At 48.2% G+C, this 14,376-nt stretch carries 13 protein-coding genes; 7 read left to right on the top strand and 6 right to left on the bottom strand.

Annotated features, from left to right (window positions below):
- Positions 1–14: 14 nt before the first annotated feature.
- Entirely contained in the window at positions 15–917 is a 903-nt protein-coding gene (locus tag MHI52_RS25250; protein ID WP_036605798.1) for a LysR family transcriptional regulator, read from the bottom strand.
- 457 nt (positions 918–1,374) lie between these two features.
- On the opposite strand from MHI52_RS25250, the gene MHI52_RS25245 reads away from it, so the two are divergent.
- The 5 genes from MHI52_RS25245 to MHI52_RS25225 all read left to right on the top strand — a co-directional run bounded on the left by MHI52_RS25245 (position 1,375) and on the right by MHI52_RS25225 (position 6,248).
- Complete coding sequence (locus MHI52_RS25245) at positions 1,375–1,833, top strand: chemotaxis protein CheX (protein WP_036605799.1); 459 nt, start codon at positions 1,375–1,377, stop codon at positions 1,831–1,833.
- A gap of 56 nt (positions 1,834–1,889) precedes the next feature.
- Positions 1,890–2,663, top strand: coding sequence for an SDR family oxidoreductase (locus MHI52_RS25240; protein ID WP_047841269.1), 774 nt, complete (start codon positions 1,890–1,892; stop codon positions 2,661–2,663).
- 211 nt (positions 2,664–2,874) lie between these two features.
- Complete coding sequence (locus MHI52_RS25235) at positions 2,875–4,248, top strand: DEAD/DEAH box helicase (protein ID WP_405157850.1); 1,374 nt, start codon at positions 2,875–2,877, stop codon at positions 4,246–4,248.
- A 27-nt stretch (positions 4,249–4,275) separates the two neighbouring features.
- Positions 4,276–5,028 carry an ABC transporter ATP-binding protein gene (locus MHI52_RS25230; protein ID WP_036605802.1) on the top strand — a complete coding sequence of 251 codons (753 nt, stop codon included), beginning with the start codon at positions 4,276–4,278 and terminating at the stop codon, positions 5,026–5,028.
- Between the two features lie 2 nt (positions 5,029–5,030).
- Complete coding sequence (locus tag MHI52_RS25225) at positions 5,031–6,248, top strand: ABC transporter permease (protein WP_315370509.1); 1,218 nt, start codon at positions 5,031–5,033, stop codon at positions 6,246–6,248.
- A 169-nt stretch (positions 6,249–6,417) separates the two neighbouring features.
- Here MHI52_RS25225 and MHI52_RS25220 read toward each other — a convergent pair whose 3' ends face one another.
- From MHI52_RS25220 to MHI52_RS25210, 3 genes are all read right to left on the bottom strand, one after another.
- Positions 6,418–6,543 carry a YjcZ family sporulation protein gene (locus MHI52_RS25220; protein WP_206759599.1) on the bottom strand — a complete coding sequence of 42 codons (126 nt, stop codon included), beginning with the start codon at positions 6,541–6,543 and terminating at the stop codon, positions 6,418–6,420.
- A 251-nt stretch (positions 6,544–6,794) separates the two neighbouring features.
- The gene (locus MHI52_RS25215) at positions 6,795–8,093 is read right to left on the bottom strand and encodes an aminotransferase class I/II-fold pyridoxal phosphate-dependent enzyme (RefSeq protein ID WP_091020859.1); all 1,299 of its coding nucleotides are present in this window, start codon (positions 8,091–8,093) and stop codon (positions 6,795–6,797) included.
- A 178-nt stretch (positions 8,094–8,271) separates the two neighbouring features.
- A complete protein-coding gene (locus MHI52_RS25210) occupies positions 8,272–8,889 on the bottom strand; it encodes a pyridoxamine 5'-phosphate oxidase family protein (RefSeq protein ID WP_315370510.1) in 618 nt (205 codons plus the stop codon).
- Between the two features lie 174 nt (positions 8,890–9,063).
- On the opposite strand from MHI52_RS25210, the gene MHI52_RS25205 reads away from it, so the two are divergent.
- A complete protein-coding gene (locus MHI52_RS25205; RefSeq protein WP_405157849.1) occupies positions 9,064–10,503 on the top strand; it encodes a PLP-dependent aminotransferase family protein in 1,440 nt (479 codons plus the stop codon).
- A gap of 369 nt (positions 10,504–10,872) precedes the next feature.
- Positions 10,873–11,658, top strand: coding sequence for an AraC family transcriptional regulator (locus tag MHI52_RS25200; RefSeq protein WP_036605807.1), 786 nt, complete (start codon positions 10,873–10,875; stop codon positions 11,656–11,658).
- A gap of 347 nt (positions 11,659–12,005) precedes the next feature.
- Here MHI52_RS25200 and asd read toward each other — a convergent pair whose 3' ends face one another.
- Complete coding sequence (asd, locus tag MHI52_RS25195) at positions 12,006–12,797, bottom strand: archaetidylserine decarboxylase (protein ID WP_036605808.1); 792 nt, start codon at positions 12,795–12,797, stop codon at positions 12,006–12,008.
- A gap of 85 nt (positions 12,798–12,882) precedes the next feature.
- Entirely contained in the window at positions 12,883–14,013 is a 1,131-nt protein-coding gene (locus MHI52_RS25190; protein WP_405157848.1) for a YheC/YheD family protein, read from the bottom strand.
- Positions 14,014–14,376 lie beyond the last annotated feature (363 nt).

Here is a 14,376-nt window from a genome sequence, read left to right as displayed (position 1 = left end):
CTCATGGCTCATTGTCATTCTGAACTGATGAATTGGGTTTCCGGCATACCTTTGAGGTCACTTATGAACTGCTGCATCGCTGAGTTAAGGTATCGACTGGACTTATAGATGACACCAACAGGGTGACTGACCTCCAGCTCACTTAAGGGTATCATTCGCAATGTACCTTGACGCAACTCATGCGCAACAGATTGTTTGGATATGACAGCTGCCCCGAGATCAATCTCGACCATCCGTTTCACTTCTTCGCTGCTCGACAACTCCATTACAATATTAGGTTCAATATTATGTTTCTTGAAGATAGTTTCCGTAAACCTTCGTCCTACGGTATCAGGGGACAGCAGAATCAATGGTGTACTCCGGAGCACATCGACTGCAGCATGTTTCTTCTTCGCCAGCGGATGGGAAGGAGATACCACGAGTTCAAATGTGTCATAGTACAGCACAGATGTATTCAGGTTGGGATTACGCTCCGTGAGATAACCGATACCAATATCAACCAGACCATTTTCGACCTGGGTATAGATCTGTGATGAAGGAAGGGACTGGATACTGGTTTTGATCAGCGGGAACTGATCTTGGAAATAGGATAACACCCTTGGCAAGATCTGAATAGCAATGGAAGTTGTTGTGCCTAACACGATACGTCCCTGAGGCGTTTCATCGAGATCGGACAATTTTTGTTTCAACTCATCAACGATATCGAGCATCCGTTCAGCGTGCTCCAGGAATACCTGTCCACGGTCTGTCAGGGTAACGGGTTGGTTACGATCCACAAGAACGGTGCTGAATTCGTCCTCCAGACTTTTGATCTGGGCCGAGACGGCAGGCTGGGTCAGGTTCAGAAGTTCTCCCGCTTTGCGGAAGCTCATCGTTTTGGAAATGGTAATCAGTGTCTCCAGTTGGCTTATGTTCATAGGTGACCTCCTTGCAGGCAAAATTTCTTGATTATGTAGTGTTTAGTGTGATGTAACCCCGTAACTGGTTATTGTTCCGTTATCTTAAATTATAGGTGATTCAGGACAGCAGAGCAATGAAGGTAATGATCAGGATCAAAAGTAGTTCAAGAGACTGTGAAAAAAACGCGAATACAAGAATTTGATTTTTTTTACAGTTGTGAGAAAGCAGTAATAAAGTCCTAAATGCCCTTTGCCACGCACGATGATCGAAATGCTTTCTTCAAAAGAAGTGAAAAGCGCTGTTTATTCGCTAGAATCAGCTATAAACATTTGCCCCACGGATGACGATAAATTATAGTACACATGGTTTAACGAATTCTTAATGAATTCTTGTACGTGATAAAGTATAATAAATTTAATGAATATGGGACTTTTGGTGTGTGACCAATAACCCAGTGCGAGGGGGACATAGACAGTGAAAGCGGAAGTGATTAATCCTTTCCTGGAATCGGCACGGAACGTATTCGAACAGCTCATCCAGGTTTCGCCTTCCACCGGGAGTCTTGGCGTGAAAAATGTAGAGTACATTGCAGACCATGTCTGGATCGTGATCGGAATGACCGGACAACTTAGCGGAAACATTGTATTTGGAATTAATGAACAAGTTGCATTGAAAATTGTATCTGCGATGATGGGTGGTTTTGTCATTACAGAAATGGATGAAATGAGCAAAAGTGCGATTTCCGAACTGGGGAATATGATCAGTGGTAACGCCAGCACGATCCTGTCAAACCAGGGTGTTGTGGTCGATATTACACCTCCACAAGTGATGAAGTCCGAACATCTGACTACATTTAGTGCAACGAAAGCACTGAGTATTCCTTTGCTGATGGACGGCATTGGTGAGATGGATATTCAGGTCATGATCTCGTAGAATAGAACCATACGCCTCAAAAGGCAATATGTGTTCAATACGGGAGGACATCACGGATGCTGAAAGATCAGGTAGTGTTTATCACAGGTGCATCGAGTGGTATCGGTGCGCTGTGTGCGCAGATGCTGATAGAAGAAGGAGCCATCCCAATTCTGGCTGCCCGTTCACGGGACAAGCTGGAAGAGATTGGTGCCTCGCTGAAAGGGCCGCATGAATTACTCACACTTGATGTTACGGATAGTGAGCAGGTTCAGGCAGCTGTGGATGCGATATTGCATAAATACGGACGAATCGACATTTTGCTGAACAATGCAGGTTACGGGAAATTCGCAGCGATGACAGAGATGTCTGTACAGGAATTCGATGAGATGATGGACGTTAATTACATGGGCATTGTCCGCTGCACCAAAGCAGTGCTTCCACAAATGCTGGAACGTGGCAAAGGTCAGATTGTGAACGTGGCCTCCATGGCTGGCAAAATCGGTACAGCCAAATCCGCTTCCTATACAGCTACGAAACATGCTGTACTCGGATTTAGTAATGCGCTGCGTCAGGAGCTTCGCAAGACTGGAGTCATGGTGACAACGATTAATCCAGGTCCGATTGATACACCGTTTTTCCATCGGGCTGACCCTTCTGGCAATTATGTGAATAATGTACGCTGGATGATGTTGAAACCGGAAGACGTTGCGGGTCATATGATTCGGGCGATGAAAAAGCGCAAGGAAGAAGTGAATCTGCCAAGACTTGCTTCTGCTGGCATATGGTTGTACCAGCTATTTCCTCGTCTTGCAGATCGATTGTCGCACGGTGTAATGAATCAGAAGTAAATGTGATACGAGGCATCATATACGGAATGAAAGAAAGGCTCCGCCGAGGGGCTTTTCTTTTTTTTGGCGTGTATACATACAATTCTGGAATAAGATTTGGTACACGGGCTTTTTTCGCATATAATGAAAGGTAATGTGATGACAGGCTTCGGTTTATATCCGTACAAGCAAGGCTAGCATCAAAATGAATAAATTAAAAGGATGGACATACATGACGAATCAAACATTTGCTTCAATTGGCGTGGAACAGGATCTGGAGGCCGTTTTGGCGAAACATGGCATTAACGAACCTTCACCTGTACAGGCTCAGACGATCCCGGTTATTTTGGAAGGCCGAGATGTCGTATCCAAATCCCAGACGGGAACAGGAAAAACGCTGGCATATCTGCTGCCACTGTTACAATCCATCAAAATGGATATCAAAGGTACGCAGAAACTCATTATTGCACCTACGCAAGAGCTGGCGATGCAAATTGTACGTGAAGCGCAGCGTTATGCGGAAGAACGTAAGATTGGCGTATTGGGTCTAATTGGAGGCGCAGCGGCTAAACGTCAGATCGAGAAGCTGCGTGAGCATCCACAATTGGTTGTGGGTACACCGGGACGACTGAAGGAATTGATTACACTCAAAAAACTAAAAATGCACAACGTCTCTACGATTGTTATCGATGAAGCAGACCAAGTGTTCCAACTTGGCGGCGTAAGTGACGTGAACTTTGTACTTAAGAGCGCATTGCGGGACCGTCAGCTGATCTTCCTGTCAGCAACTATTGATGAGCATACGGCTGGACTCGCAAAGCGTGAGATGAAAGAGCCTGTGCAGATCGGAATTGAGCCGGATCGAGCTACGGCTGCGGGCCTTGAGCATTATTATTTTGTAGAAGAAAACCGTAACAAAATTGACATGCTGCGTCGTCTGGTTAGACAGTACAATCCGGATCGGGCAATCGTATTTGTGAATGCAACCGAAGATATTGGTGAAGTTGAAGCAAAAATGAATCATCTGGGCTTGTCCGCTGCTGCGCTGTATGGAGATGCTGACAAAGTGACCCGCAGTAACGTATTGTCTGCCTTCCGTAATGGCAAACTTCAGTTGCTGATTGCCAGCGAAGTGGCTGCCAGAGGACTGGATATTGAAGGTTTGCCAATGGTCATTAACTATGACCCTGCCTTTGACTCGGAGCACTATGTTCACCGTGCAGGTCGTACAGGCCGGATGGGACGCTCGGGTATCGTTTTGTCCATTGTGGATGAAACACAGATCTTTATTATGCGTAAATTCGCACGCGAACTCGGAATCGAACTGTCAGAACGTGTACTCTTTGGCGGTAAAGTACTGGAGGCTGACCCGCGTCCGGACACGCGGCCTGAGGGACATTCGTTCTCCAGAAAACCAGGACAATCCAGAGATCGCAAACCAGGTCAGGGCAATCGTAATGGGGGAACCAGAGCTACAATCTCCAATTCGCGTCCAGCAGGTAGCAAACCAACGGGTAATACAGGCCGCACGGAGCGCGACCAGGATCGTAAAAACAAAGGAGCACCCAAGTGGAGTAAAGATAAAATGCCACGCTCCGAAGAATAGAATCTGACGAAAGGGGTGCAGGGATAGATGGAAAACGTTCAATCGCCTGTTCTGCAAATCAGCGGGTTAAGCGGAGGTTATAGTGCCAAACGGCCCGTCCTTCACGGCATCGATCTGGAAGTTGGACGTGGAGAGATGGTCGGACTAATCGGCTTAAACGGTGCTGGCAAAAGCACAACCATGAAACATATCCTCGGCTTGATGACCCCTCAACAGGGCGAAGTGCGAGTGATGGGCAAGAAGCGGGACGAGGATGCGCAGATCTACCAATCGGCTATGGCATTTGTACCGGAATCACCTGAACTGTATGATGAGATGACGGTGATGGAGCACCTGGAGTTTACGGCAAGAGCGTACAATGTGTCGGAGGCTGATTTCAAACAACGTACGGAGAAACTGCTGGAACTGTTCCGTATGAATGAGAAAAGTACAAGTCTGTCGACTCACCTGTCCAAGGGGATGAGACAAAAGGTCATGATCATGTGTGCTTTTGTGGCAGGACCACCACTGTACATCATTGATGAGCCTTTCCTGGGACTGGACCCGCTGGGTATTCGCTCTTTGCTTGATTTTATGCTGGAGATGAAAGCTTCGGGATCATCCATCCTGCTCAGTTCACACATTCTGTCCACGATTGAAAATTACTGTGACCGTTTTATCGTTCTGCACCGTGGGCAGGTTATTGCTCAAGGGACGCTGAATGAACTGCGCTCCCAATTCGGGGAATCCGATGCCACGCTGGAGCACATGTTCTATTCCCTCGTACAAGGCAGGGATTGAGCATGGATCTCAAGCTGCTATGGAAGCAAAGACGCACAGGATTCTGGAACGGAATTCTTCCTTATCTGGGTTATGTGATCCAGAGCGGTGTAGCTATGGTCTTTTTATTTCTCGTCATTGCGTTCTCCGCCTGGTATACATCGTTTGTCCAGAACATTCCGGCGGAATTTCCGATTCGCTGGGTTGCATTGCTGCTGCTGGCACCGCAAGTGCTGTTTAGCAGTTATCGTACATATCTGCTTCCGGCAGATATTGTGTTCCTGCGACCACAGGAATACCGGATGCAGGAATATTTGAAGAACAGCTTTGCCCGGGGCATCATCTATAAAACTCTGGGCTTGCTGCTTGTATTTGTTACACTGTGGCCGCTCTATGTCAGAGCAGATCTGGATGCACGGCCATTTGGCTGGTTCATCGTATTCCTGTTGCTGTGGAAAGGGTTGTCCAGTTATGGAGCGTGGCAAGAGCTAAGAATGGTTCAGGTCGGGGCAGCAAGAGGATATCGTCTCTTGCGATGGGCTCTGGCAGTGCTGGCGGTTGGCGCTTGGCTGTGGCAACCACCGCAGCGTAGCGTCTGGTTCCTGCTACTGCTGGCTGTTGTCTACATCGTCGCCTTGCGTATACCGGTGAAACATCGGGTAGCGTGGGAACGACTGATTCAGGTGGAACAGGGGCAGGCTGGCAGAGTCATGCGTACGCTTGGCTGGTTTGTGGATGTACCTTCATCCGGACAGAAAGTAAGTTCGCGTCGCTGGCTTAGCAAATTGGGGAGTGGTCTTCCCTGGAATGCAGGGAAAGCTTACCGTTACTTGATAACCAAAACGTTTGTTCGAACCGAAGTGTTCTCAATCGTGTTACGCCTAGTTGTACTGGGCATGTTACTATCCTGGTGGACAGCAGGCAGCTACTTTGGTGTCGGGGTGTATCTGTTCTTCCTGTTGCTTGCAGGTGTTCAGTTAGGTGCGCTGCGTCGCAGTCATAGTGAATCGTTCTGGATTATGATCTATCCAATCTCGGGTGAGAGTCGTCGTTCTCAGGTGTTGGGATTCATATTCCATCTACATGCACTGGCTGCGTTACTCATGTGGTTGCCTATGCTGGCTGCCGGAGCAAGCGGACTGACTGTCACCGGAGTAGCACTTATTTTGGGTATACTGGTGATTGTGATCATGCGGCGTTCGCAAGGTAACAAGTGGTTGAAGGAAGAAGAGGACGAGTAAACGATCGGACACCGGACCAACTCGGATTATTACATTGGGTTCACCAGTGAGAGGTACAAAAGATAACAAAAGAAGGGTATTCCGGGCTGTGTCCCGGTATACCCTTCTTTGTGCTGTAATGGAATCATGCAATCAGATCACTGGGTTCTCGCGCAAGTGTGTATTGGCACTAACAGAGGAACGATTTAGTGATAATCACGAGCAAGATGAACAGAACGAGAATGGCACCTGTATTAGTAAATCCTCCGTAACCGCCGCATCCATAACCGCCTCTTGTATCTTCAACTCCAGACATGGTCATTCCCCTTTCAAGTGGTTGTTTGGCACGCCCTTGCGTACATCGTATATTATGTGCCGTGGGGGTAGGCTGATTGGGCCGATGCCCGGTAAAGCCAGAAATTAAAGCTTTTGGGCTGCTGTCCGGGGGAGTGGAGTAGTATCAGACGAATTGTAAAACACAAAAGAACCCTTCGTATATTCAGTGACATGAAGCGTCGCCGTTATACAAAGGGTTCTTATAACATTCAGGGTACAGGTCTGTGTTAACTAAGTCGTCCGCAGATCCTGAACTCCACGATAGATGGTTTCATACAGATCTTCCAACCCGGATTCTTCAATACAGGAGAAGGCGATTCGAAGATCCGATTCACCCAGCGCGATTGTACCCACACCATATTTGTGCAGCAAATGGCTTCGAAGTTCTTCAGCGCCAACTTCTTTTAGCTTCAGGCACATGAAGTAACCGGAGTTGAACGGATAATAGTCCCATGCATCTCCATACTTGCCGCTATCGAGAATGGCTTTTACCTTATTGGCGCGGCCTTTCATAATCTCGAACTTCTCCTGTTTCTGTGCTTCAAATTCCGGTGCTTTGAGCGCATCCAGTACAAAAGTCTGGGAAGGATGCGGGCCACTGGAGATCGTTGCCCGGATAATACCGAGTGTTTTTTGTTCCAATGCATGCAGAACGGCTGCATCTTCATGGGCATACGTAATGAATCCAACGCGGAAGCCCCATACGAATTCTTCCTTGGTTGCACCATCCACTTTTACGGTCAACACACGTGGATGAATGTTGGCAAGTTTGCCAAACAGGGATTCATGAATAGAATCTTCGAAGAACAGTCCAAAGTAGGCATCATCTGTTACAGCAACCACGTTAACGCCGGCTTCAGCTGCCTGAAGAATCGTGTTCACAATGGCATCTGCTTCTTCGGCTCCAGGCGTATAACCTGTAGGGTTATTCGGGAAGTTGAGCAGCACGATGGCTTTACCTTTGTCCTTTTGATCAAGCAAAGCCTGAAGAAGACCATCACTGTTGAAGTTCAACTGATCATCGAACAGGGGATAATGAACCAACTGGCCATGACGACGAATTCCGAAGGTCAGCTCGTAATTTTCCCAGTTTTTATCTGGATATATGACAGCGTCCCCTTCATCGGCGAACAGGTCGGCTACGATACTTAGTCCATGGGTTAATGCATTGGTTACAATCGGATTGCCAAACGTTTTGCCTTCCAGAGAAGGCGTTTCCTTCAGCATCTTGTCTCTCCAAACGGTCCGCAATTCAGGTTTGCCTGCAGGTGGAGCGTAAGGATACAGATCCTTTGGTTGGAATGCAGACAGCTTCTCCTGAATAACCTGAAGATGCATCGGCACACCACCCTCCAGGGCGATACCAATCGTGGCATTATGGGTCTTGGCCAAGCTTGCTGCTTCAGCAGATTGACTCAAAATCCCCTCTTTAGGAAAATAAATTTCTTTGCCAAGCTGTGACAGCATGGAGTAGACGTGACTGCTGCCTGTCTGAATACTTTCGTTCAACTGTTCAGCCAGTGGATTCATTCTTTTCATCCTTCCAAGTCTTTGTGATTCAACTGCCTAACATTATATCACCTTGACATGCCCCCGTCACGGAAATTACGCAATATGACAGTTATATCGCTTTACCGCGTTGTTGCAGAGGGTTTTCGGGTGGGTTATCGTTGAATTCAACCTTGGAGCAATCCTCAAGAAATGAAACTTATTGCTGATGAAATGGACAGTATTTCCGCATCATTTCAGCAGTTTCAGTATCTCTTCCTTCATTACGCTGTTCCAACTGACCACTGATATGATCGAATCGTTCACTGGAGAGGTTTTGTCCAAATTTAAACTTGGCGCTGATCCGTTCAGGACTAATTCGGACTACGGCTACAGCTTTGAGGTTTCCTGTATAACGCGAGTCAGTAGCGTCAATGGGTACATATCCGCCTTGTGGCTGGAGTTTTTCCATAAATCGTTGCAGTACCTTACCTTTGATGTCCAGATCTTTAACCGGTTCAGCCTGACCAAAGGCCATGACACTTTTGAAGAAAGAAGTTGCCGGACAAGCCAGCTCAGGATCACTGAAATAGGATGGAATCAGGGAGAACTCTTCAGCTACTGTGAAACTGACCGACGAATCCTGTTTGATCTGTTTCATCTTCTCGCCAGCCAGACTGCCGTGAAAATAAAAGCAACCGTCCATATATACGAAGTTCAGCGGTGTAACCCGTGGTTGTCCGTCCGGACTGACCGTTCCTAGAAACCCGAAGGAGCACTGATCCAGAAATGCGGTAATTTCCTGTTCTTCATCTACTGTGAATTCTTTCCGTCTCATGTGTATTCCCCCATCATTGAAATGTATAATAAAACGCCATATCTTATGGATAACAATAGTTCATACATTGACAATGAAATAGATCCAATTTACATTCACTTTAGTAGGCCAATTAGTCAGGGATCACAGATGAAGACAAATGAAGAGAGGTGCATGATGGAATTGTGGCTGCCCATGGATACCTATGAACTTCAGCATCGATACAAGTATGAGGCATTGTACCATGCGTTACGTGATGCCATTCATGCAGGCACATTGGTGGGAGGCACGCGGCTTCCTTCCACCCGTGAGTTGGCAAAGCAATATGAGATGTCACGTGGTTCGGTAGCTCAGGTATACGACATGCTGCTTGCGGATGGTTATGTCCATGCACATCGGGGAAGAGGTACATTTGTCACCGAAACATTATCCACTCAGGAAAATGAAAAACAGGAAGCCGTTCTCAACCTGTCTCCCTGGGGTGAGCGGGTACAGAGGTTGAATACGCAACATGAAGTTCTGCGGACTCAGATGTCTTCACCGAAGCCGTCCGTCATTAATTTTCAAATGCAGCGCATGCCTGCGGAACATTTCCCGTTAGGGGAGTGGAAGAGTGCACTCGCTGCGGTTCATCGCAGTGGTTGGCGAGAATCAAGCGGTGTAGCCGGTGATCCGGAGCTGCGTGAGGCCATCGCCTCCCATCTCAGATGGACACGTGGTATTCAGGCTGAACCATCTCAGATTGTATTGTTCAGCGGTTCAATGCAAGGCATCACCCTTCTATCCCAGCTGTTGATCGCAGAGGGGGCAGCAGTTGTATTAGAGAATCCGGGGTATCCGGGCATCGCTCATGCCGTCAAGTCCTGTGGTGGGCATATCATCCCGGCAGAGCTGGATGGCGCAGGCATTATTCCTCAGCCTTGGGAGGCACAGACGTTATTTGTCACCCCTACCCGGCAGTTTCCAACAGGGGCCGTGCTGGGATTGGACAGAAGACGTGCCTTGCTTGGGTGGGCCTCAAAGCGGAATGCGGTCATCATTGAAGATGATTATGACAGTGAATTCCGATGGGGCGGAAGACCGATTGAACCCCTCAAAGTGCTTGATCGTGAACAGCGTGTCATCTATGTTGGATCATTCTCACAAACGATGGTGGCTTCGTTCCGACTTGGCTATGCCGTCCTGCCACCTGGTCTGGTAGAACCTCTGCTTGCCGCCAAGGCGTTGTATGAACCGGTACCTCCGGCACTGCTGGAGCAGCGCGCACTGGCAAAGTTTATGACCAGAGGAGGTTACCTGAGACACTTACGGCGGTTAACCCGGTTATATGGGGAACGGCATGATTTTTTTGTCAGAGAGATGGAACTACAGTGGCCGGAAGCATTCACGATGCAGCTTGGTGATGCAGGACTGCATATCTACGCTACCTGGAATGGCGATGTGGACAGTTATCAGCGATTTAAAAAGCTTGCTCAGGAGGATGGCATATTGTTCCGTGATGCAGAGCGATATCGGTTGACTTCAGGTCATCCGGCGGCCTGTTTTGCTTTTGCACATCTGGAGAAAGAAGAGATGACAGAGGGAATCCGGCGAATGCGGCTAGCCTGGGAGAAGTGCACATTTTCGTTTCGGTGAATTCCGCTGTATAATGGGATAAGACATTTCGCTCCTGTAGGAGCAGAGATCATATATGAGCAAGTTGTATTTAATCATGCTATACAAGTTGAACTAATTATTTACACGAAAACGTAGAGGGCAGAAATAACCTGAAGAAGCGGAGCGTTCGCCTTTATCGTCAGATTTTCACCTTTGTAAAAGTGAATCAAAAAATCTGGGGATAACAGCGATCGGAAGGTTGTTCTGTCATCGAAGTGGCAAGTGTAAATGTTCTTTAGTTCAATTTCTATAGATACTGAAATACATATGGCCTGGATTGAAGAAGTGAGATTCAGATCAGAATGATGCCATATGCAGAGAGATTAACTATCAAGGGGGAGTGGCGACATGCTGCAGGCATCGCCGTCATCATTTGTTATTTTGCCCGCTGTCGCCAAAATTGTCTGTGAACCGGGCTGGAAGTGGCAGAAACGGGAAAAACCGATGCAAAACTATGATTTATTTTATGTATGGAGTGGTGAAGGAACGCTTGTACTGAATGACCAGTCGTATGAAGTTGGCAAGGGTAGTTGTTTTTTGTTCAGGCCAGGAGATCATCCTACTGCAACACATAATAAGCAAAAACCGTTGGTACTTACGTATATTCACTTTGATGTGGACGTGCCTGTTGCTGACGTTCCCCAGTCCTATCGTGAGGTACAGGAAACGGTGGAGTTTGAGCATTTGCTGGCACGTTATGTAAGACTGTTCTTATCGGATGTGTACGGACGTGATGAAGAGAGCCGATTGATTCTGAAACAATTGATGATTCATTTGCTGCGCGCCGATACGGAAGAACCTGTGGAGAAAAAGGTGAGCAACCAGTTGTCCGATGTGATCCAGGAGGTCGCCAATTATGTGCGTCAGCATCCCGGGATTACGCATCGGGTGGAAGATCTGGCTGCGCGGGCTGGCTTATCGCCCCGATACTTCTCGATTAAGTTCAAGGAACTGGTGGGATCATCGGTGCAATCTTATATTATCCGCATGCGTATTGAACGGGCGGAACATCTGCTGGTGCATACCGGCATGAATGTGACCGAAGTGGCGGATGCTCTGGGCTACCGGGATATTTTCTTCTTCAGTCGTCAGTTCAAGCAGTATACCGGCAAAAGCCCGTCCGAGATTCGTTAAAATTCTGATGAGAAAAACAGGAAACCGTTTCAAGTCTGGAATGCAAGGGTAATTATCTAGCATTCCAGATGACCAAAAGGGGGAACTTGTGATGAACGGAAAACGTCGGGTCCGCAACCGGGGATGCTCTACGAAGGGATGCAATATTTTCCGGAACCGTCTGCGTCGCTTCAAACCGGCAGAGGACTTGCAAGATGTGTGGTTTTGAGGAGAACTCAGCAGACCAATAACGACGGAGCGAAGCTTCGTATTGCATGTATATATGGATGAATATGAATTCATAAAGAGGATGGCGCAATACCTGGTTACAGGTGCTGCGCCATCCTCTTTATTTGCGTATGGACTCATTAGTTCTTCGGTTTTAAACGACCAAGCAATGCTCCCATTTTGACCGAATCGCCTGGCTGTAAGCCCGGGTTTGGTTCGAATGTGCCACTCTGCGTCAGCAGAACAACGGTGGAACCGAATTCAAAATAGGCCAGATCATCGCCTTGTGCCCAGGTACTTATGTCCGTATCAGCATATTGTATGCTACTCACGTTCATCGCACCTACTTTGACAACCGCCACTTCACCGTAATCATGTGCGATATACGTAATGAGTCGTTCGTTTCGACTAAGCACGGATCTCATATGGGTCAGGCCAAAGTCATTCACGGGATAAACTTTGCCTTTGATGTGTTCGCTCTCTATTTTGCGGCCGCTGACAGGTGCATGAATGCGGTGATAGTCGCGAGGGCTGAGATAGAGGACGAACCCGTACCCGTGCTTGTACTTCTCCAGATGGGGAGAATGGTTTAATAATTCAGCAAGTGTATAATTTTGTCCCTTAACATTCAGGAGTGTCCCTGCAGATATTGGACCGGCTGCCGTAATCTTGGCATCTACCGGGCTGATCAGTGCATGCTCTGAAAGTTCCAACGGGCGCATGCCCGGCTTTAATTTGCGGGTAAAGAAATCGTTCAGTGAACGGTATTCCTTCCAGTCTTTCTCGGCCTCCTGAACAGGGATGTCGTAGGTCCGGACAAAATAAGGGATAAATGCCTTACTTCCCCGGCTTTTGGAGAAGGCTCCCACGGTCCGGGAGATCCATTTGCGCGAAGAAAGCTCGGTCATTAATCGCAACAGCGTTTTTGCCATGAATATCCCCCTTAGGGTTAATGCGAACTTCAAGGCCGGCAAGACCGGCCGTTCTGCATAATATTGACACAGAATGCACACGAAATCAATATAGTCTCCTATCGTATGTCTGCGGTTGTCTCGGAATTCTTGAATTCTGTTCCAGCAGCAGACGCCCATAAGCCATCGGTTTGCTGTACGTTGCCTTCCAGTGTTCCGACATTCCCGCCTTGCGAAAACCGTAACGCTGATCCCGTCCATTGCATTCAATAAAATAGATCTGGCCGCTGCGCGTTATCCCGAGATCAAGACCCAGATCAGCCAGATGTGGAAGACTGGCCGCCAGGTTTTGGGCAATTCGAAGGGCAACGAGTCCGATTCTGTATTCCAGTCGAGCCAGGTCGAAGCCAGATTCCCCTAATCCAAGGGCCTCTGCGAGCTTCATGACTTTACCGCCCTGGGCGATATTGCTGACAAACGTATGGGCAGGAGCCGCTTTGGCAAACATGCCTGTTATTCCCCAGAGACCATCGCTGCCACGTTGTACAGATACCCGCAAATCTACCGGCCTGCCCTCATAACGTACCAGTGGGATACGCTCTTCAATGAGGTAGGCATGGCGAAAGATCCGCCTTAGGGTGGCGGAAGGAAGCTGTCCTTTGCTCAATCGGAAGGTAGCCCACCCTTTGCGTGCCGCCTTCGTCTCACAGGTTAGTTTCCACTGTCCATCTCGCTCAAAGACTCGCAGAATCCCATGACCGATGCTACCGCTGCATGGTTTGATGACGAGGTCATCATATTGTTCCATCATATAGGCCAGAGACTCTGGCGTAGCTTTGACTGCACGGGGCAGGTGTTCTCGCAAGGCGAGGTCCTGATGAAGCATGTCATGAATGTGATCTTTACGGTACCGGTTGCGAACGTTGAATACCTGGATACCCTGCAACATCAGCTTGGTGATCTGATGCTGTTCCGTCCGGCGAAGCTGGAGTGAGCGGTTATGAATGACGGAGGGCAGTGGCATGCGCTCGCGAACATATCTGCCTTCTTTTTTTACATAGGCAAGACATGTTTTTTGATCCGAATCGATATCTTCCAGCCTCAAAAAGCAGGGAGTTAATCCATAACTGGCCGCTGCCTGTTCATAATTCGCGAGTGATTCCTGACCGGTCCTTCCGGCCGGTATCCCCTGGTACATGCGTGAATCGAACATAATGCCGATCGTTTCTTGGAGCATGACCGTTCCTCCTTCGATGTTATCGCGACCATGGATCGTCCATTCATGGAATGCCGGCCTGTCACCGCATGGCTCAGACATCGCGATAACGCAGACCGGTGTGTAAGATGCATCGCCAAGCACTAGTGCTTGCTCAGGGCGTGTCTAAAACTCTGAAGGAAGCAGGTTTTGCCGAATCTTCGTTCCAAGCAAGGAAGTTTTCCGCAGGCGTGCCGGGGCACGTCAAGGGAAAGTGACACAGCAGGGGGCGAAAAGACGGTGAAAGATGCATTTCAGCGAGTTTTCAGACACGACCTAGATATAATATCCTATGACATGACTGGGACGGGGGCGTGGACAGCCGCCTTTCCTCTGCTGCCCTGA

It is taken from the genome of Paenibacillus sp. FSL H8-0283, assembly GCF_045040675.1.
Lineage (GTDB): Bacteria > Bacillota > Bacilli > Paenibacillales > Paenibacillaceae > Paenibacillus > Paenibacillus amylolyticus.
This window is presented reverse-complemented; position numbering and strand designations above follow the sequence as displayed.